At 69.8% G+C, this 24,458-nt stretch carries 21 protein-coding genes and 1 pseudogene; 15 read left to right on the top strand and 7 right to left on the bottom strand.

Translation table 11 applies throughout. From position 1 onward, the window contains the following. The first annotated feature begins 32 nt into the window (after positions 1 to 32). From AOM45_RS50245 to AOM45_RS43280, 4 genes are all read left to right on the top strand, one after another. Positions 33 to 1,037, top strand: a complete 1,005-nt coding sequence (locus AOM45_RS50245) for a TIGR04222 domain-containing membrane protein (RefSeq protein ID WP_162185736.1) — start codon at positions 33 to 35, stop codon at positions 1,035 to 1,037. Beyond that, on the top strand, positions 1,037 to 1,867 hold the full coding sequence (locus AOM45_RS43270; RefSeq protein WP_174517964.1) for an MbnB/TglH/ChrH family RiPP precursor modification enzyme: 831 nt from the start codon (positions 1,037 to 1,039) through the stop codon (positions 1,865 to 1,867). Before AOM45_RS50245 ends, AOM45_RS43270 begins: the two co-directional genes overlap by 1 nt. Before the next feature lies 1 nt (position 1,868). Continuing rightward, a complete protein-coding gene (locus AOM45_RS43275) occupies positions 1,869 to 2,231 on the top strand; it encodes an SCO6045 C-terminal-like domain-containing protein (RefSeq protein WP_030471910.1) in 363 nt (120 codons plus the stop codon). A gap of 166 nt (positions 2,232 to 2,397) precedes the next feature. Continuing rightward, complete coding sequence (locus AOM45_RS43280) at positions 2,398 to 5,487, top strand: S8 family serine peptidase (RefSeq protein ID WP_059362987.1); 3,090 nt, start codon at positions 2,398 to 2,400, stop codon at positions 5,485 to 5,487. Here AOM45_RS43280 and hemQ read toward each other — a convergent pair. Genes hemQ through hemE form a run of 3 tightly spaced genes read right to left on the bottom strand, consistent with a single transcriptional unit; the run spans position 5,471 to position 8,648 of the window. Further along, positions 5,471 to 6,163 (bottom strand): hydrogen peroxide-dependent heme synthase, encoded by a 693-nt coding sequence (hemQ, locus tag AOM45_RS43285; protein ID WP_030471908.1) that lies wholly within the window; start codon positions 6,161 to 6,163, stop codon positions 5,471 to 5,473. The two genes, AOM45_RS43280 and hemQ, sit on opposite strands and share 17 nt — an antisense overlap. A 23-nt stretch (positions 6,164 to 6,186) precedes the next feature. Continuing rightward, on the bottom strand, positions 6,187 to 7,614 hold the full coding sequence (hemG, locus tag AOM45_RS43290) for a protoporphyrinogen oxidase (RefSeq protein ID WP_030471907.1): 1,428 nt from the start codon (positions 7,612 to 7,614) through the stop codon (positions 6,187 to 6,189). Next, complete coding sequence (gene hemE, locus AOM45_RS43295) at positions 7,614 to 8,648, bottom strand: uroporphyrinogen decarboxylase (protein WP_030471906.1); 1,035 nt, start codon at positions 8,646 to 8,648, stop codon at positions 7,614 to 7,616. The genes hemG and hemE overlap by 1 nt, the downstream gene beginning before the upstream one ends. 72 nt (positions 8,649 to 8,720) lie before the next feature. Here hemE and AOM45_RS43300 point away from each other — a divergent pair, with 72 nt between their 5' ends. After that, entirely contained in the window at positions 8,721 to 9,263 is a 543-nt protein-coding gene (locus tag AOM45_RS43300) for a DUF3000 domain-containing protein (protein ID WP_030471905.1), read from the top strand. A 16-nt stretch (positions 9,264 to 9,279) separates the two neighbouring features. Here the strand turns inward: AOM45_RS43300 and AOM45_RS43305 are convergent, their stop codons facing one another. Further along, entirely contained in the window at positions 9,280 to 10,422 is a 1,143-nt protein-coding gene (locus tag AOM45_RS43305; RefSeq protein ID WP_030471904.1) for a dipeptidase, read from the bottom strand. Positions 10,423 to 10,677: 255 nt separating this feature from the next. On the opposite strand from AOM45_RS43305, the pseudogene AOM45_RS43310 reads away from it, so the two are divergent. The 3 genes and pseudogenes from AOM45_RS43310 to AOM45_RS43320 all read left to right on the top strand — a co-directional run bounded on the left by AOM45_RS43310 (position 10,678) and on the right by AOM45_RS43320 (position 13,479). Next, a pseudogene (locus tag AOM45_RS43310) lies at positions 10,678 to 11,393 on the top strand (response regulator). 70 nt (positions 11,394 to 11,463) lie between these two features. After that, complete coding sequence (locus tag AOM45_RS43315) at positions 11,464 to 12,714, top strand: ribonuclease D (protein WP_030471903.1); 1,251 nt, start codon at positions 11,464 to 11,466, stop codon at positions 12,712 to 12,714. 243 nt (positions 12,715 to 12,957) lie between these two features. Beyond that, positions 12,958 to 13,479, top strand: a complete 522-nt coding sequence (locus AOM45_RS43320) for a GNAT family N-acetyltransferase (protein ID WP_035912859.1) — start codon at positions 12,958 to 12,960, stop codon at positions 13,477 to 13,479. A gap of 37 nt (positions 13,480 to 13,516) precedes the next feature. Here the strand turns inward: AOM45_RS43320 and AOM45_RS43325 are convergent, their stop codons facing one another. Beyond that, positions 13,517 to 14,170 carry a MerR family transcriptional regulator gene (locus AOM45_RS43325; RefSeq protein WP_051784430.1) on the bottom strand — a complete coding sequence of 218 codons (654 nt, stop codon included), beginning with the start codon at positions 14,168 to 14,170 and terminating at the stop codon, positions 13,517 to 13,519. Between the two features lie 109 nt (positions 14,171 to 14,279). On the opposite strand from AOM45_RS43325, the gene AOM45_RS43330 reads away from it, so the two are divergent. Then, positions 14,280 to 16,448 (top strand): MMPL family transporter, encoded by a 2,169-nt coding sequence (locus AOM45_RS43330; protein ID WP_030471900.1) that lies wholly within the window; start codon positions 14,280 to 14,282, stop codon positions 16,446 to 16,448. A 59-nt stretch (positions 16,449 to 16,507) separates the two neighbouring features. Here the strand turns inward: AOM45_RS43330 and AOM45_RS43335 are convergent, their stop codons facing one another. Then, positions 16,508 to 19,240 (bottom strand): helix-turn-helix transcriptional regulator, encoded by a 2,733-nt coding sequence (locus AOM45_RS43335; RefSeq protein WP_059362988.1) that lies wholly within the window; start codon positions 19,238 to 19,240, stop codon positions 16,508 to 16,510. A gap of 81 nt (positions 19,241 to 19,321) precedes the next feature. Here AOM45_RS43335 and AOM45_RS43340 point away from each other — a divergent pair, with 81 nt between their 5' ends. The 3 genes from AOM45_RS43340 (at position 19,322) to AOM45_RS43350 (ending at position 21,809) form a co-directional block, all read left to right on the top strand. Then, a complete protein-coding gene (locus AOM45_RS43340; protein WP_035912856.1) occupies positions 19,322 to 19,948 on the top strand; it encodes a DedA family protein in 627 nt (208 codons plus the stop codon). A 291-nt stretch (positions 19,949 to 20,239) separates the two neighbouring features. After that, positions 20,240 to 21,172 (top strand): sensor histidine kinase, encoded by a 933-nt coding sequence (locus AOM45_RS43345; RefSeq protein ID WP_156094245.1) that lies wholly within the window; start codon positions 20,240 to 20,242, stop codon positions 21,170 to 21,172. Beyond that, a complete protein-coding gene (locus AOM45_RS43350; RefSeq protein WP_156094244.1) occupies positions 21,162 to 21,809 on the top strand; it encodes a response regulator in 648 nt (215 codons plus the stop codon). Before AOM45_RS43345 ends, AOM45_RS43350 begins: the two co-directional genes overlap by 11 nt. Before the next feature lie 42 nt (positions 21,810 to 21,851). Here the strand turns inward: AOM45_RS43350 and AOM45_RS43355 are convergent, their stop codons facing one another. Next, positions 21,852 to 22,616: an AfsR/SARP family transcriptional regulator gene (locus AOM45_RS43355; protein ID WP_030471895.1), complete on the bottom strand. Its 765-nt coding sequence runs from the start codon at positions 22,614 to 22,616 to the stop codon at positions 21,852 to 21,854. A 187-nt stretch (positions 22,617 to 22,803) separates the two neighbouring features. Here AOM45_RS43355 and AOM45_RS43360 point away from each other — a divergent pair, with 187 nt between their 5' ends. Genes AOM45_RS43360 through AOM45_RS43370 form a run of 3 tightly spaced genes read left to right on the top strand, consistent with a single transcriptional unit; the run spans position 22,804 to position 24,442 of the window. Further along, positions 22,804 to 23,226, top strand: coding sequence for an FAS1-like dehydratase domain-containing protein (locus tag AOM45_RS43360; RefSeq protein ID WP_030471894.1), 423 nt, complete (start codon positions 22,804 to 22,806; stop codon positions 23,224 to 23,226). After that, positions 23,223 to 23,657 (top strand): MaoC/PaaZ C-terminal domain-containing protein, encoded by a 435-nt coding sequence (locus tag AOM45_RS43365; protein ID WP_030471893.1) that lies wholly within the window; start codon positions 23,223 to 23,225, stop codon positions 23,655 to 23,657. The genes AOM45_RS43360 and AOM45_RS43365 overlap by 4 nt, the downstream gene beginning before the upstream one ends. Next, positions 23,657 to 24,442 carry a thioesterase II family protein gene (locus AOM45_RS43370; protein WP_051784427.1) on the top strand — a complete coding sequence of 262 codons (786 nt, stop codon included), beginning with the start codon at positions 23,657 to 23,659 and terminating at the stop codon, positions 24,440 to 24,442. The genes AOM45_RS43365 and AOM45_RS43370 overlap by 1 nt, the downstream gene beginning before the upstream one ends. Positions 24,443 to 24,458: the final 16 nt, after the last annotated feature.

Genomic DNA, 24,458 nt, shown 5'->3' on the forward strand with positions numbered 1-24,458 from the left:
GCCGCGGAGGTCCACTTCGCACGGTGGCGGGTGTGGAAGCAGTTGCAGCAGCTCGTACGACTGGAGCGACCACAGCTGCGGCGGCTCGTCGAGCTGTTCGGGCAGCAGCGGTTGCTCGTCCAGCAGCTGTTCGTCGAGCAGCTGCAGCAGCAGTTCAAGCAGTTGTTCCAGCAGCAGTAGCAGCTGCAGCAGTTCGAGTTGCAGCAGCAGTTCCAGCAGCAGCTGCAGCAGCTCCAGCAGTTGAGGGGGACCCGATGGTCACACCGATGACCGCACAGACGACACAGCTGTCCGCGGAACAGGCCGGGTACCTCACGGCCGGTCCTGGCAGGGCCGCCGAGACCGCGCTGGCCCGGTTGATCGACGCCGGCCTCGTGCGGGTGTCGCGCGATGGGCTCGTATCCGCCGTGCACCAGACCAATCACGGCGCCACCACGCCGGTCGAGGCGCGGCTGCTGAACCACGCGCGGGCCGCCGTCCGGTTCGACGCGATCCTGCAGTCGACCGCGACCAGCACCGAGATGACCCAGCTGCACGAGCACCTGCTGGGCCGCGGGCTCATGCAACGCCCGCGCCGCCGCAGCCCGGCGTGGGTGTTCTCGCTCGGGGTCGCGGTGTTCCTGGTCTTCCTGGGCTTCTCGACGCCGGCCTTCTTCATCGGCGTACCGATCGCCCTGCTGTTCTTCGTCTGGCAACGCGGCCGCGGCGCCGTCACCAAGGCGGGCAAGGAGGTGCTGCGGCAAGTGACCGCGAGCGACCGGGTGCACGCGGTGGCGTTGTACGGCTTCGCGGGCAAGGTCAGCGGGCACAAGGTCGGCGACCTCTTCGACCTCTCGCAGAGCGTCGTCAAGATGATCCCGCTCAAGAAGAAGCACCGGTCCTCTTCGGACGGTGGCGGGTGCGGGTCCGCGTCGAGCTGCAGCAGCTGCGGCAGCGGATGTGGTAGCAGTAGCAGCAGTTGTTCGTCGGGCAGCAGCTGTTCGTCCGGTGGCAGCAGCTGTGGCGGAGGCTGCGGCGGCGGAGGAGGAGGCGACTGATGGCGGGGATCACGGACCTGGGCGTCGGCATCGGCTGGCGTTCGGAGATCGACCTGACCGTGGAACGGCTGCCCGGCGTCGACTTCGTGGAGGTCGTGGCCGAGAACCTCCACGGTGACGTCCAAAGGGGACACTTGCCGGAATCCGTGAGGCTGCTGCTGGAACGCGGCATCCCGGTCCTCCCCCACGCCGTGTCGCTGTCGCTGGGCGGCGCCGACCCGGTCGACCTGACCCGCGTCGAGCACCTGGGCGAGGTCGCGGAGGCCGTCGGGGCGCCGATGGTGAGCGACCACGTGTGCTTCGTCCGGGCCGGCGGGCTCGACTCCGGCCACCTGATGCCGGTCCCGCGCACCAAGGACGCCCTCGACGTGCTCGTGGCGAACGTCAGGCTGGCGCAGCAGAACCTGCCCGTCCCGCTCGCGCTGGAGAACGTCGCCGCGTTGCTGGAGTGGCCGGACGGCGAGCTGTCCGAGGGTCAGTTCCTGGCCGAGCTCGTGGAACGCACGGACTGCTGGCTGCTCGTCGACGTCGCGAACCTGTACGCGAACGCCCGCAACATCGGCACGGACCCGGAGCGGTTCCTCGACGAGATCCCGCTGGAGCGTCTGGCGTACGTGCACGTGGCGGGCGGGGTCGACCACGGCGACGTCTACCACGACACCCACGCGCACGCGGTGTTGCCGGAAGTGCTCGGTGTTCTCGACGAACTGTGCTCGCGCGTCTCCCCTCCCGGTGTTCTGCTGGAACGCGACGACAACTACCCGTCCGACTCCGAAATCGCGTCCGAACTGGCGGCGATCCGAGCGGTCGTGGACGCACACCGTGGCTGAAATGATCGAAAACAATGACGCTTCGGCTGCACGCAAAAGGCTTGCAGCCCAGCAGGCAGAGCTGCTAAATGCATTGCTCGCGAACGGTCCGGCCCCGGCGGGATTCGACGAACAACGACTCGACGTCGAACGCCGCGCGCTGCTGTCGAAACGCCGCGGCATCGTGCGGATGCTGAGCCCTGGTGTCGCCGACGAGCTCGGCGACCGGTTTCGGCCGCTCTTCGACGCCTACGCGGTCGAGCATCCGCGCCGTGCGGGCTCGCGCGCGCGCGAGGACGCGGCGTCGTTCGCGGAATGGTGCCGCGCCGCCGGAGAACTGTCAGTGAAACGCAAGGCGCGCTGGAAGTTCTGGCAGTCGAACTGACGGGCGAACGATCCGGGGAGCAGAATCCCCCGTTCAGCCCTGTGTGACCCGGGCCACCATCGATACGTTCGAAAGGGTCGGGGGACCTTTTTCGCATAACCGCAGTGGGTTTTCCGGCCTGCGCGGACCACAGCGCGCAGAAATTCGAACCACTGAGGGGATTCGAATGCGCGGAAAATCCACGGTGCTGGGCGCCGCCTTCACTGCGCTCGCACTGACCACGGTTCCGGCCGCCGTTGCGACGGCCGCACCACCACCCACCACACCGCAGAAGGCGGTCGACGAGGTCACGCTCGTCACCGGCGACAAAGTCCTCTTGGGACGAGGACAGCAGGTCGTCGCGATTCAGCCCGGCGAAGGCCGCCGGGGCATGACGTTCAAGACGCACCGCGGTGCCGGCGGGCACACGACGGTCGTTCCGAAGGACGCGTTCGGGCCCCTGGCGGCGGGCCGGCTCGACCGCAGACTCTTCGACGTCACCACGTTGCTGGAGTTCGGCTACCGGGACCGCATGCCGTTGATCGTGGACGGTCGGGCGAGACTCGGGGCGCGGTCCGCGAACGACTGGGCCGCTCTCAAGGCCGAGACGGACTCCGGTGACAAGGTCTGGCTCGACGGCATCCGTCGGCCGAGCCTCGACCGCTCCGTGGCCCAGATCGGCGCGCCGGCCGCCCACCAGAAGGGCATCACCGGCAAGGGGATCAAGGTCGCCATCGTCGACACCGGTGTCGACGAGAACCACCCCGACCTCAAGGGTCAGCAGATCGCGGAGAAGAACTTCACGACCGACCCCGACAACACCGACCACGTCGGCCACGGCACGCACGTCGGCTCGACGGTCGCGAGCCACGACTCGAAGTACGGCGGCGTCGCACCCGGCGCGCAGCTGCTCGACGCCAAGGTCTGCATCGAGTTCGGCTGCCAGGAGTCCTGGATCCTCGACGGCATGCGCTGGGCCGCCGAGCAGGGCGCCCAGGTCGTCAACATGAGCCTCGGCGGCGGCGACACCCCGGACGTCGACCCGCTGGAGCAGGCCGTCAACGACCTGACGGCCAAGTACGGCACGTTGTTCGTCATCGCGGCGGGCAACGCCGGTTCGCCGGGCTCGGTGAGCTCGCCCAGCACCGCGGAGGCCGCGCTGTCGGTCGGTGCGGTGGACCGCGACGACAGCCTCGCCCCGTTCTCCAGCAGGGGTCCTCGCATCGGTGACAGCGGCCTCAAGCCGGAGGTGACCGCACCGGGCGTGGGCATCGTCGCAGCAGCAGCGGGCACGAACGGCGAGCACGTCGCGTTCAGCGGCACGTCGATGGCGACGCCGCACGTGGCGGGCGCCGCGGCCCTGCTCCGCCAGCAGCACCCGGAGTGGACGCCGGCGCAGGTCAAGTCGGTGCTGGCCACCACGGCCAAGCCGACGGCGGGCGTGAGCGCGTTCGACCAGGGCGCGGGCCGCATCGACGTGGCCAAGGCGATCGGCCAGGTGCTGACCGCCGACGTCGTCGCGGTGAACCTCGGCCGCCACGAGTGGCCGCACGGTGACGACAAGCCGGAGACCAGGTCGATCACCTACAGCAACCCGACCGACGCGGCGATCACGCTCGACCTCAAACTCACGAGCGGCGCGCCGCAGGGCATGTTCTCGCTGAGCGCCTCGAAGGTGACGGTTCCCGCCAAGGGCACCGCGGCGGTCGCGGTCACCGGTGACACCCGCGTTGGCACGCAGGACGCCGCGTACAGCGGCGAGGTCGTCGCCACGTCCGGCCCGCACACCGTCCGCACGCTCGTCGGCGTCGACCGCGAGGTGGAGAGCTACGACCTCACGATCGACCTGACCGGCCGCGACGGGCAGGACCCGGCGAACTCGCTCACGTTCGTCGACGGCCTCGACACCAGGACGTTCAAGGCGGTCTACGGCGCGGGCGACCAGAAGGTCCGGCTGCCCAAGGGCACCTACGTGGCCGACTCGACGATCAGCACGGCGAACGGCATGGACCTGCTGCTGCAGCCGACGGTGAAGCTGCACGGCAACGTGACGATCAAGCAGGACGCCCGCCTGGCACAACCGTTGTCGATCAAGGTCCCTGAGCCCGCCGGTGACTTCGTGGCCGGCGAGATCCAGTGGAGGCGCACCCTCGGCCAGTTCTCGATCGGCGCGGGACTGGTCTCGTTCGGCGGCTTCGACGGCATCTCCGCCGCCCAGGTCGGCGGGCCGCTCTCACCGAAGGAGCTGTCGTCGCTCACGACGCTGCACGCCAACTCCGCGGCCGACGCGAGCACGTACTACCGGCTGTCCTACCCGGTCGCAGGCAGCCTGCCGAACGGTCTGACGCGCGCACCGGCCAAGAAGGACCTGGCCCGCGTCGAGGCCACCATCGGCGGCCTCAAGCCGGACAGCAAGGCGAACAAGGGCGAGTTCCCGCTGTCCGTGCACGGCCTGAGCGGCGGTTCCGCGCTCTACCCCGTGCCGGCGGGCAAGACGGTCGACTACGTGACGACCGAGGACGTGCGCTGGCAGTCCATCGTCAGCATCGCCCACGCGAACGGAGCCCAGGCGAGCGTCATCTCGGGGCCCCGCACGTACGAGGCAGGCAAGACCTACCAGGAGAAGGAGAACCAGCCGGTCTTCTCCCCCGGCCTGCCCGAGGCGCCGTACCCGTACACCGCGCGGAACGGCACGCAGCTCTCCTTCCGCGTCCCGCCGCTGGGCGACGCGAGCAACGGCGAAGGTTCTTCCACTGTGGACAGTGCCCGCACGGCCCTGTACCGCAACGGTGTGCTCATCGGTGAGAGCACGACTCCCTACGGCAACTTCCAGAACGTGCCGCTGCCCGAAGGCGACTTCCGCGCCGAGATGAGCCTCGACCGGAGCTCGCAGTTCGAGTTCAGCACGAAGGTGTCCGGGGTGTGGACCTTCAAGTCGAAGGGCACGCCGGACCAGATCGACACCGTGCCGCTGTCGGTGGTGCGGTTCGCGCCGAAACTCGACGCGACCGGCGGTGTGCCCGCGGGCACGTTGCAGCGCATCGGGTTGCTCACGCAGTCCCAGGGCGACACGGGCAAGGTGCGCGTCACCGGTGTCGAGTACTCGCACGACGACGGCAAGTCGTGGCGCCGTGCGGGCGTGGTCGGCAACAGCGCACTGATCTACCACCCGGCGAACGCGCAGTGGACCTCGTTGAAGGCCACTGCGACGGACGCCAAGGGGAACACCGTTGAACTGACGGTGATCCGCGCGTACAGGATTACGGCAGGTTCGTAACCAGTTCGGCCGCCGGGACGCGGGTGCCCGTGTAGAAGGGGATCTCCTCACGCACGTGCAGCCGCGCCTCGGTGCCGCGCAGGTGCCGCATCAGGTCGACGATGCGGTGCAGTTCGTCGGCCTCGAACGCGAGCATCCACTCGTAGTCGCCGAGCGCGAACGACGCGACGGTGTTCGCGCGCACGTCCGGGAAGTCGCGGGCCTCCTTGCCGTGGTCCGCCAGCATCTTGCGGCGGTCCTCCTCCGGCAGCAGGTACCACTCGTAGGACCGCACGAACGGGTACACGCACACGTACTTGCGCGGCTCCTCGTTCGCGAGGAACGCGGGGATGTGGCTGCGGTTGAACTCCGCGGGCCGGTGCAGGGCGACCTGCGACCAGACCGGCGTGGAGACCTTGCCGAGCGGGGTGCGGCGGAAGCCCGTGTAGGCGGCCTGCACCTGCTCGATCTCCTCGGCGTGCCACCAGATCATGAAGTCGGCGTCGGCGCGCAGACCGGCCACGTCGTAGACGCCGCGGACGGTGACGCCCTTGCCCTCCAACGCGTCCAGGTAGTTCTGGGTCTCGTTCGCGGCGGCCGACCGGTCCTCGGGCAGCTTGCCGGGTTCGACCCGGAACACCGACCACATCGTGTAGCGGATGGTGTCGTTGAGCTCGTTGTAGTTCAGGCGCGCCATGCGTCCATCTTGGCACGGGCCCGTCAGCGGCGAACGCGGCCCAGCAGGTGTGCTGCGACACGGGCGGCGGCCGCGTCGGCGGTGGCGATGCACGCGGGCACACCGACGCCGTGCAGCGTGGCGCCGGCCACGGCCAGGCCCGGCACGTCGCCGATGCCTTTCTCGATGGTCTCCACCAAGTCGAGGTGACCGACGCCGTACTGCGGCAGGCCACCGCCCCAGCGCTGCACCACGTAGTCGATCGGCTCGGCCCTGATCCCGGTCAGCTCGTACAGGTCGTTGCGCACGGCCTTGACCAGGTCGGCGTCGCTGCGCTGCAGGAGCGCCGTCTCGCCGTGCCGGCCGACCGAGCCGCGCAGGATCACCGGCTCACCGATGTGAGCCCACTTGCGGCTGGAGAACGTGAACGCCTTGGCGGTGAACGGGGTGATGCGGTCGCTGTACCGCTCCCCCTCCGCGATCAGGATGCCGGAGCGGTCGGGCAGCTGGGTTCCCGGCGGCAGCGCGAGCGCGACCACGGCCATCGAGGCGACCTCGACCTTGCCGTACGCGGCGGACACCTGCGGCGCGATCTCGTGCAGCAGCTTGCGCGCCGACGGTGCCGGGACCGCGAGCACGACACCGTCGCACTCCAGGTACTCCGGGGTCGCGGCCGACCCGATCTCCAGGCGCCAGCCGTCGCCGAGCCACGACAGCACGCGGACCGGCAGACCCAGCCTGACCTCGGGTTTCGCGACCTCGGCGAGCCGGTCGACGAGGGAGGACACCCCGTTGCTCAGGCTGGCGAACACCGGCGGTCGCGCGGCACGGGGCTGCGGTGGCGCGGGCATCATCGTCGCGGCGGCCGCGAGCAGCGAGCCGACGCCCTTGTCGAGCAGCGTCGCGATCTGCGGCATCGTGGCGCGCAGGCCCAGCTCGTCCGCGCGGCCCGCGTAGACGCCGCCGAGCAGCGGGTTCACCAGCCGGTCGGCGACCTCGGGGCCGAACCGGTCCTTCATGAGCGCGCCCACCGCGACGTCGCCGCCTTTGAGGTCGACCGGCGGCAGCGTCGGTTCCATCTCGACCCGCAGCGCGCCCTCGGAGGACAGCACGTGCCGCACGGCCTCGACGCTCGCCGGCACGCCCATGAACGTGTGCGCGGGCAGCTGGTGGGTGCGTCCGGCCGCGTGGATCGACGTTTTCGCCGCCGTCGGGTGCACGATCTGGTCACCCAGTCCGACCTCGGTGATCAGTTCCTGCGCTTCGGGCTTGCGGTGCAGGAACGCCTCGGCACCGACGTCGAACCGCACGCCGGCGAGCTCAGTGGTCCGCAGCTTGCCGCCGAGCCGGTCGGACTGCTCGATCACGGTGATCTTCGCGTCGGGACCGAGCAGCATCCGCAGCCGGTGCGCGGCGGCCAGGCCGGAGATCCCTCCTCCGACGACGGCCACGTGCGATGGTCTTCTGTCCATTACAAGCTGTGGATCAGTTCGACGGTCCGGGTGATGATCTCCGGATCGGTGTCGGGCAGGACGCCGTGGCCGAGGTTGAAGATGTGGCCCGCGGCCGCCTTGCCCTCGGCGTGGATGCGGCGCACCTCGCGTTCGACGGCCTCGAAGCCCGCGAAGAACAGCGCCGGGTCGAGGTTGCCCTGCACGACCGGCTTCGGCAGCTCGGGAGCGGCCTTCTCGAGCCGCTCGACCGCCACGTCGAGCGGGATCCGCCAGTCGACGCCGACGACGTCCGCGCCGGCCTCGCGCATCGCGGGCAGCAGCTCACCGGTGCCGACGCCGAAGTGGATCCGCGGCACCGTCGTGATCGTCTCGAGCACGCGCTTCGAGTGCGGCAGGACGAACTCGCGGTAGTCGCGCTCGGACAGCGCGCCCGCCCACGAGTCGAACAGCTGGACCGCCTGGACGCCCGCGTCGAGCTGGGCGTGCAGGAACGCCGCCGTGACGTCGGCGATCCTGGCGAGCAGCGCGTGCCACAGGTCGGGGTTGCCGTGCATGAGCGCCTTGGTGCGCTCGTGGTTCTTGCTCGGCCCGCCCTCGACCAGGTAGCTCGCGAGCGTGAACGGCGCTCCCGCGAACCCGATCAGCGCGACGTCCTGCGGGAGTTCCTTGAGCAGCAACCCGATCGCGTCGGCGACCGGCTGGACCTGCTCGGCGTGCAGCTCCGGGAGAGCCTTCACGTCGTCGAGCGTCCGGACGGGATTCGCGACGACGGGACCGGTGCCCGCGACGATGTCGAGGTCGACACCGGCGGCCTTGAGCGGCACCACGATGTCGGAGAAGAGGATCGCGCCGTCGACGCCGTGCCGCCGGACGGGCTGCATGGTGATCTCGCAGACCATCTCCGGGTCCATGCACGCGTCGAGCATCGCGGTGCCCTGACGGAGCGCGCGGTACTCGGGCAGCGACCGGCCCGCCTGCCTCATGAACCAGACAGGGGTGTGCGACGGGGTGCCGCCACGCGCGGCCACGAGGAGGGGTGCCATGGAAGTCATCTCCTTTTCATGGTCCCACGTCCCGGCGTGCCGCCATCACCCGGCCGGATTGCGAGGCATACAGTCAGTTGTGTGACCGAGCCGGAAATCTTCCGCCGGGCGGTGGGGACGCTCAAGTCGGTTCGCCACAGGCCCGAGATCGAACTCACCGAAGTTCGCCCGCCGCAGCGGCTCGCGCCGTGGGCGTACGCGCTGACGGCTGAGGTCACCGGCCCGTCGGACGAGCTGTCGACCGGGAGACTCGTGCTGCTGCACGACCCGGACGGCGACGAGGCGTGGGGCGGTGTCCTGCGCGTCGTGGCGTACGTGCGCGTCGAACTGGACCACGAGCTGGCGTCGGACCCGCTGCTGCCCGAGGTCGGGTGGTCGTGGCTGACCGAGGCGCTGGAGCAGTCCGGTGCCCGCTTCACCGCTCTGGGCGGGACCGTGACGCAGACGTCGTCCGCGCGGTTCGGCGACATCGCGGGTCCCGCTCGCACGGACGACCTGGAGCTGCGCGCGTCGTGGACCGCGCTCGACGGAGAGCTCGCCGAGCACGGCACCGCGTTCTACGAGCTGATGGCGACAGCCGTGGGGCTGCCGCCGGTCGGGGTCACCCTGTTCGGTCAGCGCTAGTTCAGAACAGCGCTGGTCAGTCGGCGTCGCGCAGGACGCGCAGGACGTTGGCACCCGCGAGCTTCGTGCAGTCGTCCTCGGACCAGCCCTTGTCGAGCAGCGCGCCGATGAGGTTGGGGTAGGTCGAGACGTCCTCGAGCCCCTCCGGGAGCGACTTCACGCCGTCGTAGTCGCCGCCGAGGCCGAGGTGGTCGATGCCGACGACCTCACGGGCGTGCTCGATGTGCGTGACGACGTCGTCGAGCGTGGCGCCGGGCTTCGGGTGCTCGACGGACCACTTCTCGCTGAACGTCTTGCGCTCGGTCATGTCGGCGTGGTTCGCGCCGGCGGCGGTCATGGCGTCACGAAGGGCTGCGTCCCATTCAGCGACACGGGGTGACACGAAGTCCGGAACGAATGTGATCATGGCCACACCGCCGTTGGCCTTCAACTTGATCAAGACGTCGTCCGGAATGTTGCGCGGGTGGTCCGCAACGTGGCGGCACGACGAGTGGCTGAAGATCACCGGCTTGACGCTCGTGTCGAGCGCGGCGTGCATCGTGCTGGGCGCGACGTGGCTCAGGTCGACGAGCATGCCGATCCGGTTCATCTCGCGCACGACCTCGCGACCGAACTCGGTGAGCCCGCCGTGTTCTGGCTGGTCAGTGGCACTGTCGGCCCACGGCGTGTTGTCGTTGTGGGTCAGCGTCATGTAGCGGACACCCAAACGGCGCAACGCGCGCAGAACTCCGAGTGAAGAGTTGATGGAATGTCCGCCCTCGGCGCCGAGGAGGGACGCGACACGCCCGGACGCGAAAACTTTTTCAGCCTCTGCGGCGGTGGTCGCGATGCCGAGGTGGTCGGAGTACCGCCCGGCCAGCTCGTAGACCAGTTCGACCTGCTCCAGGACGGCGGTGACGGCTCCGTCGCCCGCGAGCTTCCCGGGAATCCAGACGGACCAGAACTGCATCCCCAGACCGCCCTCGCGCATTTTCACGATGTCCGTGTGCAGGCTGGGCTGACGTTCCGTGAGATCGATCTTCGCGGCGGTCGTGTAGACGTCTTCGCCCGTTCCCTCGCCGAACTCTCGCAAGGCCCACGGAAGGTCGTTGTGGCCGTCGACGAGGGGCACACGCTGCAGCAACGCTCGCGCTCGCTCGAGACCGGAAGAGCTCTGCACAACCAACTCCTAGATGTCGTTCGGAGAGGGGCGCGTGTTACTCCCCCTATCCAGTTGTCATCCGATCGTGTGACACATGAGGCCATCTGTCACAACTCAATAGGGATAGATACCCGATTGATCGTCCCGTAGACCCGCATGGGCGGCTACGCTGCCCCAGACGACACCACTTTCGGTCGATCAGTGGCGCGGCTGATTGGACGAAAGTCTCCGGTGCCGGTCGGGGGGCACGACCGACTCCAGGGAGGTAGTGACGTGGCTGCCGTCGGCTTAGGTCAGGCCGTTCGTACCACGCCAGCCGGCTCGTTGCCGGCGAACATGGTCCCGCACCCGCGGGAAGAGCTTTTTCAGTGCTGGTGGTCGACGACCACCCACTGCTGAGGGAGGCGATATCAGCTCGGCTCACCCAAATGGGAGCCGGGACAGTGCATGAGGCCGCATCGGTGGCAGAGGCTCGGGCGCGGGCACTTGCAACCGGACCGTGCGACCTCGCGATCCTCGATCTGGGCCTGCCGGATGGCACCGGCATCGACCTGGTCACGGAGCTCCGTGCCCAGGGCTGGCCCCGCATCGTGGTCCTCGCATCCTCCGACGACCCCTACGCGGTCAGGTCGGCCTTCCAGGCGGGCGCCCAGGCGTACCTCCTGAAGTCCGCCTCTCCGATGGTGGTCACCGACGGGGTGCGCCGGGTTCTCGATGGCGGCGTTTACGCAGATCCGAGCGTGGCACCAGTACTCGCAGCGGGTACTCGGGTGCCGGGCACCGACAACACGCCGCGGGAACTCTCCGCGCGTGAAGTCGAGGTGCTCCAGCTGGTCGCCGATGGCCAGAGCAACAAGGAAATCGGCGAGGCTCTGAGCCTGTCCGCGTTGACGGTGAAGTCTCACCTGTCGCGGATCGGCCGGAAGCTGGGCACCGGGGATCGCGCTCAGATGGTCGCGCTGGCCATGCGTGCCGGCGTGATCCGCTAGATACCGGTTTGAAGCACTGAACCGGCCGAGAACACCTGTGGGTGGTGCGATCGTCGTAGGGTCATCCGCTGTGGATGTACCCGCCGACGAGCCAACCGCACCAACCGGACCAGATCCGGTACCGCTGACGGAACCTGCTGATGGGGTCCCGCCCGTGGTCGCCGATCCTGCTGCGCTCCGGCGAGCCGCTGACGCGCTCGCCGGGGCGAAGGGCCCGGTCGCGGTGGACACCGAGCGAGCCTCGGGCTACCGCTACTCACAGCGTGCCTATCTGGTGCAACTGCGCCGGGAGGGCGCCGGCACGTGGCTGGTCGACCCGATCGCCCTGGGCGGTCGGATGGACCCGCTGGTGCAGGCGCTGGACGGCACCGAGTGGGTGTTGCACGCAGCGTCTCAGGACCTGCCGTGCCTCGCCGAACTCGGGCTGCGACCCGGCGTGCTGTTCGACACCGAGCTGGCGGGCAGGCTGGCTGGGTTCGAACGCGTGGCATTGGGCACGCTGGTCGAGCGACTACTCGGCTATCGGCTGGAGAAGGGGCACGGCGCGGCCGACTGGTCACGCCGCCCCCTTCCTGCCGACTGGCTGACGTACGCCGCTCTGGACGTGGAGCTGCTCGTGCAGCTGCGCGACGTTCTCGAGGCCGAGCTGGAGCGCCAGGGCAAACTCGCCTGGGCGCTCGAGGAGTTCGAGGCGGTACGGACGGCGCCTTTGCCGCGCCCCCGTACCGACCCCTGGCGGCGCACGTCGGGTATCCACCGCGTGCGCAACCAGAGGCAACTGGCCCTCGTGCGGTCGCTGTGGGAAGCCCGCGACGCCGTGGCCCGCGAACGCGACATCGCCCCCGGCCGAGTCCTCCCGGACTCCGCCCTGATGGAGGCAGCCGCCCGCAACCCCGCTTCGGAAGCCGAACTGCTCGCGCTTCCGGTCTTCCGCGGCCGATCCCAGCGCCGGATGTCCGGCGTCTGGATGAACGCCCTGCGCAAGGCCGCCGCCCTGCCCAAGTCAGAGCTGCCGGAACCCGCGGGCCAGCACGACGGCCCACCCCCGCCCAACCGCTGGGCGGACAAGGACCCGGACGCCGCGGCCCGCCTGGCCGCGACCCGAGCGGCGCTGACGTCCATCGCCGAGGCCAACACCCTCCCGGTGGAGAACCTGCTGCTGCCGGACCTGGTGCGCCGCACCTGCTGGCAACCGCCGGACGACCTCTCCCCCGAGTCCGTGGCCGCCGTGCTGCGCGAGGGCGGGGCAAGGTCGTGGCAGGTCGAGCTCACCCTGGAAGCGCTGACGAAGGCGCTGGCAGCGACAGCTCCCGCTAGCTGATATCCGATATATCAGTTCAGCTGCGCGTTGACGACGACCTCGACGTCCTCCCGGTCCAGGCCGGGCGCTTCCGAGTGTCGTCGTCAACGCGTCGACCGTGTCGGCCATCCCGGCACGAACGCCTGAGCAGCTGTTTCCGTCGCCACATCCTCCAACCCTGCTGACCTGCCCCTTAGCAATGAGTCTTTTGACTTCGTCCGCAAAAGACTCATTGCCAGGGGCGGTGGAAGGGATGATCGGCGTGTGACAGACGACGGTGCGAGCCCCACCTCCGTTCGGGCCGAGGTGATCAGCACCCTCCGGCTCGACCTCCTGCCGCTGCGGATCGAGCACGCCGCGGAGATGGCCGAGGTGCTGAAGGACCCGGCCCTGCACGCGTTCACCGGCGGCACGCCGTACGCGCCGGAGGCACTCCTCGCCCGCTACGAGCGCCTGGTCGCCGGTGCGCCCGATCCCGCGGTGCGCTGGCTGAACTGGGTGATCCACCTGCGTCCGGAAGAGCGCCTCGCCGGCACTGTCCAGGCGACCGTCGCCGACAGGACCGCCGAGATCGCCTGGGCCGTCGGCACGCCGTGGCAGGGTCGGGGCATCGCGGGCGAAGCGGCACGAGGTCTCGTCACCTGGCTGCGGACCCGGCCCGTCGACGCCGTCATCGCGCACGTCCATCCCGACCACCACGCGTCCGCCGCCGTGGCCAGGTCCGCCGGTCTCACGGCCACCGACGAGCAGCACGACGGCGAGATCCGCTGGCTGCTTCGCCTGTAGCGGCCGATGACCGGCGGGCACGCTCGGCGGCCCGCGGTCAGGTCTCCTGCGCCGGCGTGCCGCACACGGTGTCGAAGTGCGTCCGCGACACGTGCTCCTGCGCGAGCCTGCGCAGCGCGGAGAGCAGCACGTCACCGAGCACGGTCACCACGATCGCCCGCTCGGTGATGTCGTCGATGTCGGCGCGCCCGGCCAGCTCGGCCAGCTCGCGCTCGGCGATCGACTCGGCCGCGTCGGTGTAGGTGTCGAGGACCGCGAGCCAGTGGTCCTGACCCAGCCGCAGCAGCGTGGCGACCACCTCGGTCATCGCCTGCTGGGACGGGTTGGTCTCCTTGACGTCCCAGCCCCGTTTCGCCACCAGTTCGGCGACGGTCCTCGCCGCGGTCTTCCACGCCTCGTCCACGACCGGTGCGCGGGTGGTCGTCATCGCGTACTGCGCCGCGCCCAGCGCCGCGTGCACGCTGATGCCCGGCTCGTCGATGCCCTTGAGCACCGACTTCGTGGCGCCGACCGACTGGCCGCCGATGTCGACCAGCGCCCGGATCAACCGCAGCCTGCGCACGTGGGACTCGCCGTAGAACGCCTGGTTGGGGCTCGTGCGCGCGCCAGGTTCGAGCAGGCCCTCCCGCAGGTAGTACTTGATCGTCGGGACCGGCACGCCGGTGCGGCGGCTCAACTCCGCAATGCGCATGTCTCTCCTCCGGGACGCCTCGGCCTTGAGGCCCGCAGACATCGGTAGTATAACTATCGATAGCGGATACCTTCGCTATCGACTTGTCAGCCCTCGGAGGGGGAGCGTCATGTTTTCCGGTCTCGGCAGGTTCGCCGCGAGGCGCCGGTGGTGGGTGATCGCGGGAACCCTGGTTTTCGTGCTGTTCGGCGGAATCTGGGGCACCAGCGTGTTCGGCGCGATGACCGGTGGCGCGGGGTTCGACGACCCGTCCAGCGAGTCGGTCCGCGCGGACGAGGTGCTGCAGGGGCCGCTCGGCAGGTACGCGCCCGACGTGGTGGTGCTCTACGAGAGCACCGACCGCACGGTCGACGACGCCCAGTTCGCCTCGGCGGTGAAGCAGGCCGTGGCCACGGTTCCCCAGGGCGCCGTGACCAGCATCAGGTCGTTCTGGTCCGAGAACGACCCCGCGTTCGTCTCCCGCGACCGGCACGCCACCTACGTCGCCGTGCAGCTTCCCTCCACGACCGACCAAGGCCGGGTCACCGAGCTCAAGGCGATCAAGGACGGACTCGCGGACGCGCCAGGCCTCACGGTGAAGTTCGGTGGTGTCACCGCCATGACCGCGCAGGTCAACGCGCACACCGGACGAGACATCCTGGTCGCGGAACTGGTCTCGATGCCGTTGCTGATCATCCTGCTGGTGATCGTCTTCCGCAGCCTCGTCGCCGCCGCGATCCCGCTGCTCACCGGCATCGTGGTCGCGCTCGGCTCGTTCACGCTGCTCAAGATCATCACGTCGTTCGCCGACATCTCGACGTTCGCGATCAACGTGGTCACCATGCTCGGGTTCGGTCTCGCGATCGACTACGGGCTGTTCATGGTCAGCAGGTTCCGCGAGGAGCTCGCCGCGGGCAGGACGGTGGACGACGCGGTCGCGCGCACCACGGCCACCGCGGGACGCACGGTCGCCTACTCGGGCCTCACCGTGGCGGCGGTGCTCGCCTGCCTGGTGCTGTTCCCCGCGAGGTTCCTCTCGTCCATGGGGTACGCGGGCGTCTCGGTCGTCCTGTTCGCGGTGGTGAGCTCGCTGACCCTGCTGCCCGCCGTGCTGCGCTTCGCCGGTCAGCGGATCAACTCGCTGCGCCTGCCGCTGCCGCGCCGGCGACAGCGGGAGGCCGACGGCACCGGCTGGTACCGGACCGCGAAGCGGACCATGCGCAAGCCGGTCCTGTCGACGGTGGGCATCCTCGTCGTGCTCGTGGCGCTCGGTCTGCCGTTCCTCGGCGTCAACTGGGCCCGGCCCGCGGAGTGGGTGCTGCCGCGCGGTGAGGACGCCCGCGAGGTGACCAAGGCGCTCGACGCCGACTTCACCGCGAACCCCGCCAAGATCGCCACCGTCGTCGTGCGGCTGCCCGGTTCGGCCGACGGTGCCAAGAGCGCGGTCGAGGACTACGCGGCCAGGGTCGGGGCGGTGCCCGGCATCACGAGCGCGAAGGTCACCGGCACGCACGAGAACCTCGCCAGGGTGACGCTCGGGTACTCGCTCGACCCGATGTCGCGAGAGGCTCCCGCCGTGGTCGACGCGGTGCGCGCGGTGCCCCCGCCCGCCGGCGCCACGACGCTCGTGACCGGCATGCCCGCGTCCAGGGTGGACATCGTGCGGATGATCGAGTCCCGGTTGCCGTGGATGGGACTCGCGGTGCTGGTCGTGTCGTTCGTGGTGATGTTCTTCGCGTTCGGCTCGGTGGTGCTGCCGCTCAAGTCCGCGGTGTTCAACCTGCTGTCGCTGTCCGCGTCGTTCGGCGCGATCAAGCTGATCTTCCAGGACGGCTGGCTGTCCGGCCTGCTCGGGTTCGACCCGATCGGCGCCGTGGACATCAACTTCCCGGTGCTCGTCGTCGCCATCGCGTTCGGACTCGCGATGGACTACGAGGTCTTCTTGCTCTCCAGGATCCGCGAGGCGTGGGACCGCACCGGCGACGTCGACGAGTCGATCGCGGTGGGACTGCAGAAAACCGGGCGCATCATCACCAACGCCGCCGTGCTGTTCATCGCGGTCGTCGTCGGCTTCCTGTTCTCCGGCATCGTGTTCATGAAGATGATCGCCGTCGGGTTGATCATCGCGGTCATCGTCGACGCCACGATCGTGCGCGGCCTGCTGGTGCCCGCCACGATGAAGCTGCTGGGCAAGTGGGCGTGGTGGTCACCGGCGCCGCTCGCCAGGTGGTGGCAGAACCGCGGCCTCGGTGAGGTGGCGGAACCCGAGCGCGAACCCCAGCCCACACTCGTCGGGTGACCGACCGCCCCCACCCCCAGGCCCCTCCGCGCTCCGGCGCGGAGGGGCCGCCTCTCGTCTCAGCCCTCCCGGAACGCGCGCAGGTTGCGCAGCTGCGCCCGCGACGCGATGCCCAGCTTGGGAAACAGCTTGTACAGGTGGTAGCCGACCGTCCGCGGGCTGATGAACAGCTCGATGGCGATCTCCTTGTTGCTCAGGCCCTGCGCCGCGAGCTGGGCGACGTGCAACTCCTGCGGTGTCAGCGACTCGAACTCCGGGGTGCTCTGCGGAACCAGCCCGCCCGCCGCGCGCAGCTCCGCCGCCGCCGCGGCCTCCCAGCCGGACGCGCCGAGCGAGGCGAACACCTCCGCCGCCGCCTTCAGCTGCTCGCGCGCCTCCGACTGCCTGCGGTTGCGCCGCAGCCAGCGACCGTGGAACAGCTGGGTGCGGGCGCGGTGGAAGGGGAACTGGCGCAACGACTCCTCGGCGAGCGCACGCTCCAGAGCGGCCTCCACGTCGGTGTCGCCGATCATCGCGTGGCACCGGTGCAGACCGGCGCGGTACACCGAGAGGTTCGCCCCGGACGCGAACTCCTCGTACCGGCTCACCGAGTCGACGACCTTGTCCGCGGCGCCCGCCCAGTGCGCCGCCTCCACGAGGTCGGGAACGACCTGCCGCGCCATCTCGCGGCTCGTCTGCGGCGAGGACGGCGAGTCGATCGCCAGCAGGTGTTCCAGCGCGGCTTCCGGATCGGGCTTCACCAGGTGCAGCAAGCCTTGCGCCCACGCGCACATCGCGAGCGCGTTGCGGTTGCCGTGCGGGACGGCGAGCGCCGTGGCGTCCCGGACGTGCTCGAGGCAGGCCTCCTCGTCCCCCATGACCGCGGCGTACCGGGCCAGCAGCGCCAGCGACTGCGCACGGCGGTTGTGCTGCCCGCTGTCGAGCGTCAGCCTGGCCGCCTCCCCGGCGTGGGAGATGCCGTCGTGCCACAGGCCGAGGTCGTACTCGAGCTCCGCCAACCAGTTCAGGAACATGGTGAGCACGTTGGTCATGCCGATCGCCCGCAGCTGGCCGGCGACCTCGATGCCGAAGTCGCGGGCGAGCTTCGTGTCGTGCCCGCGCATCGCCAGCGCCATCGCGACCATCGACCGGCGAGGATCGCCGGGAGGCAGCACCGTCGACGCGAGCTCCAGCACCTCGTGCGGGTTGCTGCCCGACTTCTCGGCGACGCCTCGCGTGCTCCCCTCCATCCACCGGTTGAGCTGGTCGTGGACGGGATCGATGCGCAGCTCGCCGATGCGGCGCCCCGCCGACATCGTGCCCTCGAGGTCACCGGCGAGCCTGGCGGACTCCATGGCCAGGAAGAGCACCCACATCGCTTCCTCTGGCAGGCTCGCCGAGATGGCGTCGGCGGTGCGGCTCAGCAACGCGTAGCCCAGTGCGGGATCGCCGCTGTCGGTCTCGATCAGCGCGCGCAGCCGGGAGACCTGCGCCTCCAGCCTCGTGCCGCTGCCCGCGATCTCCGTGCCGACCTGTTCGGTGATCGACTTCGCAAACGCCGCCTGGCCCGACCTCCACGCCGCGTACGCAGCGCCGACCAGCCTGCGGCTGCGGTCGTCCCGGTCGGGGCTCAGCTCCGCCGCCCGCCTCATTACGTGCGCGGCGGCCGCCGCTCCACCGCGCTCGACGATCCTGTCCGCGGTGCGCGCCAGCTCGGCGGCGAGCGGTTCGTCGGGCCCGGTCGCCGCCATGGCCCGGTGGTGGATCGCACGCCCGGAGTCGTTGCGCTCCCCCAGTTCCGCGGCCAGGGCGAGATGCACCCGCGACCGGTCGTGGAACAGCGCGGCCTGGTAGACGGCCGACCTGATCAACGGGTGGTCGAACGACACCGTCGAGCCGCGCAGGCGCACGAGACCGGACTGCTCGATCGGCAGCAACGCCGTCTCCGGCAGGCCGATCCGTTCCGCCGCGGCGAGCAGCGCACCCACCGGCGCGTTGGGTTCGGCGGCGAACACCAGGGTGAGCAGCCGCGCGTCCGGGGACAGCTCGTCGACGCGGCGCGCGAACGCGCTCTGCAGCGAGCTGCTCAGCGGCACCGTGCCGCCCATCACCAGGTCGTGTGCGAGCCCGCCCTCGGCGCCGGTGCGCACGAGCTCGGCGAGCGCGAGCGGATTGCCGCCCGTCGACTCGATGAGCGCCTCGCGCACCGCGTCCGAGGAACGCCACCCGTTGCGGGACAACAACTCCGCCGCGGCTTCACGACTCAGACCCGTCAGCGGCAGCTCCGGCAGGAACGACGTGTTGACCTCGCTCGGATCGCGCACCGCGAACAACACCGCGATCGGGTCCGCGACCAGCCTGCGCACCAGGAACATCAGCGCGGCCATCGTCGAGTCGTCCAGCCATTGCACGTCGTCGGCGACGACGAGCAGCGGCGAGCCTTCGGACACAGTGGTCAGCAGCGAGAACGCCGCCGCGCAGACGGCGAAGTCGGTGGCGTGCGTGTCCTCCATCCCCAGCGCGCTGCGCAACGCCGTCGCCTGCGCGGCGGGCAGCGAATCGATCTCGGCGAGCACGGGAAGCAGCAACTGATGCAGCCCGCTGAACGCGAAACCCGCCTCCAGGTCGTTCCCGGAGCAGAAAAGCACCGTCATGCCGTCCGCGTGGGTACGTGCTTCCTCCAGCAAAGCCGTCTTTCCGACGCCCGCTTCCCCCCGCAGCACGAGCACACCCGGAACTCCCCCTCGGGCCTCCTCGATCAACCGGCGGATCACGTTCAACTCATGATCGCGTCCGTGGAGCACGAGATCCACACTAGCAACGACGACCAGTCATCGTGACGGATTCGCCCGCCGTCGAACACGGCCAGGATCATCACCGGGGGGTGATCCGAATTGACGGGGTTCTTGGACGGACTGCCCGCACCATTGGTGTTGCTCGTGCTGGGTGTGCTGCTGATCGCCGAGTCGGGGCTCGCCGTCGGGGTGTTCCTGCCCGCCGCCACCACGGTGCTCGGCATCGGTGTCCTCACGCGGTTCGACGTCGTGTCCGAGATCGCGGCGATCTGCACGGCGGCGGCGTGTTCGGCACTCGGCAGCCAGCTCGGCTACCTGCACGGCACCCTGCGCACGGGCCCGGTGTGGCGATCGGTGGTGCGCCGGGCGGGGCACCGGCGCATGGAGGTTCTGCTCGCGCAGTTGAACAGGCGAGCGGGTTGGACGCTGGCCGCGTGCCAGTGCTTTGGCGTGCTCAGGACCGTGGCGCCCAGGCTCGCCGCGAAGGCTGGAGTCTCGAGGGCGCGTCACGCCGCGAGCACGGTGCCGGCCGCGATCGTGTGGGCGTGCGGGCTCGTCCTGTTGGGACGGACGGCGGGCGAGGCGTACCAGCAGATCGAGATGGCGGTCGGTCTGGCGGGCCTGCCTCTGGTGTGCGTCGCCGGTGTTTGCGTCCTGGCAACGTGGTGGATACGCGCTAAGACCAAGCGGAAGAAGGCGACTGACGTGGCAGTGGAGTCGTGCTAGGTTCGAGATTCAGTGATGTCACATCACCTGGGGGCACTAACAATCACGGAAATCAGTGTGCGCGTTGACCGGGGAACTCCACAATGATTTCCTGACGCCGAAACGAAACATTTTGGGGGGCGTATGCAGGAGCACGGCTCCGGTCGCTGCGCGTTAGTGGACAGAGACAACAGGAAAACGGATCCGATCCGCGAGCTGGCTATTTCCTTCGACGCCGCACTGCAGGACCGGGCCAATAAACTGATCGGCCACGAGGAAATCCACTCTGAATTCGACCGCCAGCTGAGGTACGTGTACGCCGACTGCCAGGAGAGCCTGCGCCGCGGCGAGATCTTCGTGAACGAGAAGAAAGTCGCGCTGGCGTCCGCACTGGGGGTGCGGGCGGCAGCGGCGGGCGTCGGGCTGGACCAGCTCGTGGCCGCGTGGAGCGCGATGTCCGAGGTGTTCCTGCTCGACCTGCCGAGGGTGGCGGGAGAGGCGGGCGCGGTGCACGGGCCCGACCTGGTCGTCGCGGCGGTGCACCGGAGCATCGCCGAGCGGAGCGGGGTCGCGTCCTCGTGGTACGAGACCGCACTGAACCAGCGGTTCGACCGCGTCCGCGCCGCCGAACGCAGGCGGATGTCACGCGAGCTGCACGACTGGTACGGCACCAACCTCAGCCTCGCCCTGCGCAAGCTCGAACTGGTCGAGGCGCGCGGCCGGGCGGACGACGACGTCCGCGACCACCTGGCCGGTCTGCGCGCAGTGCTCAACGAGCTCTTCGAGGGCACCCGGCGGTTCGCGTCCGGCCTGCGGCTGCAGAACCCGGTGGGCGACATCTGCACGGCCTTGCGGTCGTACGCGGACTCGGCGGGCGGCGACATGGACGTCGACGTCTTCGTCCGCGGCGACGAGACCGCGATGCCCGCGCACGTCGGCGCCGAGACGTTCGTCGTGCTGCGCGAGGCGTTGCGCAACATCTTCCGGCACTCCGGCGGCACCAAGGCCTTCGTGATGGTCGAGGTCTCGCCGGAACGGGTGTGCGCGGTGGTCCAGGACGACGGCCGCGGCTTCTCCCCGTCCGCTGACCTGACCGGGCTCGGCGGCAGCGGTGTGCTGTCCATGCGGGAACGGGTGGAGCAGCTCGGCGGGATGTTCGTGCTGACGAGCCGGCCGCTGCGGGGGACGCGCATCGAGATCTGGATACCGCTGACCGCGCGGGCGGGTGAGCAACGTGCCGGATGACGACATCCGCATCGTGGTCGCCGACGACCACATGTTGCTCAGGGAGGCGTTGTGCGACGTGCTGCTCGTGGAGGACGACTTCGCGATCAGCGGAATCGCGGGTGACGGCGAGGAGGTCCTCGCCGTCTCCGCGCGCACGAAGCCGGACGTGGTCCTGCTCGACGTCGAGATGCCCAAGCACAACCCGCTCAGGACGGTCGCACGCCTCAGGGAGCTGGTACCGCAACCGAAGATCATCATCCTGACCATGCACGACGGCGCCGACACCATCCGCAGGCTGCTCGACGCGGGGGTGTCGGCGTACCTGTCGAAGAACGTCAGCAGACAGCACCTGGTCGCGACCATCCGCAGCGCCCACGCGGGCCAGAGCGTGGTGATCGCGACCTCGTCCGGGCTCGTGGGAGATCCCCGCGCGACCGGTTCCGTCCCGCTGTCGAGCAGGGAGCTCGAGGTGCTGACGCTCGTGGCCACGGCGCTGAGCAACCGGCAGATCGCCTCGCGGCTGTCGATCACCGAGGGCACCGTGAAACGCCATCTGCGCAACATCTTCGAGAAGCTCGGGGTGACGTCCAGGATGGCCGCGGTGCGCAAGGCCGAGGAACAGGCGCTGCTCACGTCCGACACGCGTTACCTCTGACGGCACGGGTGCTGTGACCGCGCGGTCACAGCACCCACCCGCTCAGCTCCTGCCCGCGGACGCCGCGAGGATGCGGCGCTGGACCTGCCTCAGGTCGTCCGACGGTTCGATGCCGAGCTGTTCGTCGAGGTGCCGCCACGCGTTCTGGAACGTCTGCAGCGCCTCGCCGCGGCGGCCGGAGCGGTCGAGGACCTCCATCAACCGCGCCTGCAACCACTCGTTCAACGGGTCCGCGGCCACGAGCTCGCGCAGCTCGGGAACCATGTCGCGGTGCCTGCCGGCGCGCAGGTCCGCCTCGATGCGCAGCTCGCGAACCCTGGAGTGGCTCTCGGCGAGCCGCGCCACGTGCGCGCTCAGCACCGGTCCCACGGGCACGCCCTGCAGGGCGCTGCCCCGCCACACCCCGAGCGCGGCCCGCAGCCGGTCGGAGGCCTCGTAGCAGCGGCCGGCGTCGAGCAGGACCCGGCCTTCCTCGGCGAGCAGGTCGAAGACGTCCACGTCGAGCAGCTCGGCGGGCATCGACAGCAGGTACCCGGTCGGCCGGGTGAGCAGCGTCGCCTGCGCGGGCGGTCCTCCCTGCACGGACTCCAGCACCTTGCGCAGGTGGTAGATGTGAGTCCGGATGGTCATGACCTCGTTGCGCGGCGGTGCCCCCGCCCACAGCTCCTCCGCGATGGTCTCGATCGACACGAACTGGTTCGCCCGCAGCGCCAGCAGCCCCGTCACCTGCGCGAGTTTCCCTCCGCGCACGCCGCGGTTTCCGTGACGGCCGCTCAACTCGATCGGACCGAGGACTTTCAGCCTCATCGCGCTCCCCCGAAAAATGAATTCGCTCCAGGAGTTCCACGATACGTTCGGAACGGACGATTTCGACCTCATCGCACCTGAAGTGCTGCGCGGATGTACCAAAAGAGGTATTCGACTACCCCCTAGTGCGCACGAGCGTCCCCATGGTGCCATTTTTCCACGGACTTCGACTGGTTAGCGTGAGGCGGTGGACACAGACGAACCGACACGAACACCTTTACCGGAAACGGCCCTGTTCGAAGTCAGCAGACAAAAGATCGAGGAATTCAACCGGGCACTCGGCAGGCCCTCGGACGAGCTCGGCGAACGCCGGGCGGCGCCGGCGACCTTCCCGATCGTGCTCGCCATCGACGGCGTGGAGACGGCGCTCGCCCGCAGCGGCCTGGGCATCGGACTCGCCGACATCGTGCATCGCGACCAGCGCTTCACCTACACCCGGCCGATCTACGCGGGCGACGTGCTCAGCACCTCGACGCGCATCGCGAAGATCGACTCGCTGGGTGACGCGCACTCGCTGACCATCACCGTCGACATGGCGGACGCCGGGGGCAACCACGTGTGCACCGCGACGTCGACGGTCGTCTCGCGCACGAACCGCGGTGCGCCATGACCGACACGCTGACCCACCGGTCGCCGGAAGCGGGTACCCGGCTGCCGGACCGCACGTTCACGATCACCCGCCACGACCTGGTCCGCTACGCGGGCGCGTCCGGCGACTTCAACCCGATCCACTGGAACGACCGCAGCGCACAGCGGATCGGACTGTCGGGTGTGGTCGCGCACGGGGTCCTGACCATGGGGCTCGCCGTCCGCGCGCTGGAGGACTGGGCGGGCCCGCACGCGGTGGTGGTGGACTACCGGGCCGCGTTCGCCCAGCCGATCACCGTGCCCGATGACGACACCGGCGTGACCGTCGTGGTCTCCGGCACGGTCACCGACGTCCAGTGGCCCGACCGGGTCCGGGTGCGGATGACCGCGCACCTCGGCACCACCAAGGTGCTCACCCGCTCGTACGCCGTTCTCGCCATGAGGGCAGGTTGATGAAGAACGAGGTTCTGTCCGTGCTGCGTCCGCGGCCGGTCTCCCACCCGAAGCTGAGTCTGTACCTCCTGCACCACGCGGGCGGCTCGCACACGGTGTTCAAACCGTGGCTGTCGCTGCTGCCGGGCGACTGGGACGTGCGGTTCGTCGTCGCACCAGGACGGTCGAAGGGCACAGCGCACCCCGTGGTGCGCGACATCAGCGTGCTCAGCGACGCGTTCGCCGACCTGCTCGGTCGTGAACAGGGAGAGCCTTACGCGCTGTTCGGGCACAGCATGGGCGGGCTCGTCGCGTTCGACACCGCGCTGGTGCTCCAAGCACAACGCGATCGTCCACCCGAGTGGGTCGGCGTGTCCGGGCATCCCGGTCCGTTCCACTCGATCACCCGCTGCCGGCCACCGCTGCACACGCTGTCCCCCGACGACCTGCGCACCGAGCTCGCGGCGCTGGACGGACTGCCGCCGCGGGTGCTGCAGGACCCGTGGCTGTGGGACCGCGTGGAACCGCTGGTGCGGGCCGACCTCGAGGCCGCCGAGACCTGGTCGCCCACCAGGCACGGCACGGTGCTCGAACGACCGCTGTCCGCGTTCTGCGGGGAGCGGGACCCGGTCGCCGTCCGGGAGGACGCCGCCAACTGGTCGGGCCACTCCACCAGTTTCCTCGGCGTGCGGTCGTTCCCCGGCGGCCACTTCTACTTCCAGGACAACCCCGCGCCGCTCGTGCACAGCATCGTCGCCGACGTGCGCACCGCCCGCTACCACGTCGGCGCGTCGCTGTTCCCCTGACACCGCAACAGGTTGG

It is taken from the genome of Lentzea aerocolonigenes, assembly GCF_000974445.1.
GTDB classification, from domain to species: domain Bacteria; phylum Actinomycetota; class Actinomycetes; order Mycobacteriales; family Pseudonocardiaceae; genus Lentzea; species Lentzea aerocolonigenes.

Excerpts from the sequence above, each read along its gene's own strand:
- AOM45_RS43330 (WP_030471900.1), top strand. The coding sequence starts at position 14,280 with ATGTTTTCCGGTCTCGGCAGGTTCGCCGCGAGGCGCCGGTGGTGGGTG.
- AOM45_RS43365 (WP_030471893.1), top strand. The coding sequence starts at position 23,223 with ATGACCGACACGCTGACCCACCGGTCGCCGGAAGCGGGTACCCGGCTG.
- hemE (WP_030471906.1), bottom strand. The coding sequence starts at position 8,648 with ATGACTTCCATGGCACCCCTCCTCGTGGCCGCGCGTGGCGGCACCCCG.
- hemQ (WP_030471908.1), bottom strand. The coding sequence starts at position 6,163 with ATGGCGCGCCTGAACTACAACGAGCTCAACGACACCATCCGCTACACG.
- AOM45_RS43325 (WP_051784430.1), bottom strand. The coding sequence starts at position 14,170 with ATGCGCATTGCGGAGTTGAGCCGCCGCACCGGCGTGCCGGTCCCGACG.
- AOM45_RS43370 (WP_051784427.1), top strand. The coding sequence starts at position 23,657 with ATGAAGAACGAGGTTCTGTCCGTGCTGCGTCCGCGGCCGGTCTCCCAC.
- AOM45_RS43280 (WP_059362987.1), top strand. The coding sequence starts at position 2,398 with ATGCGCGGAAAATCCACGGTGCTGGGCGCCGCCTTCACTGCGCTCGCA.
- AOM45_RS43275 (WP_030471910.1), top strand. The coding sequence starts at position 1,869 with ATGATCGAAAACAATGACGCTTCGGCTGCACGCAAAAGGCTTGCAGCC.
- hemG (WP_030471907.1), bottom strand. The coding sequence starts at position 7,614 with ATGGACAGAAGACCATCGCACGTGGCCGTCGTCGGAGGAGGGATCTCC.
- AOM45_RS43270 (WP_174517964.1), top strand. The coding sequence starts at position 1,037 with ATGGCGGGGATCACGGACCTGGGCGTCGGCATCGGCTGGCGTTCGGAG.
- AOM45_RS43355 (WP_030471895.1), bottom strand. The coding sequence starts at position 22,616 with ATGAGGCTGAAAGTCCTCGGTCCGATCGAGTTGAGCGGCCGTCACGGA.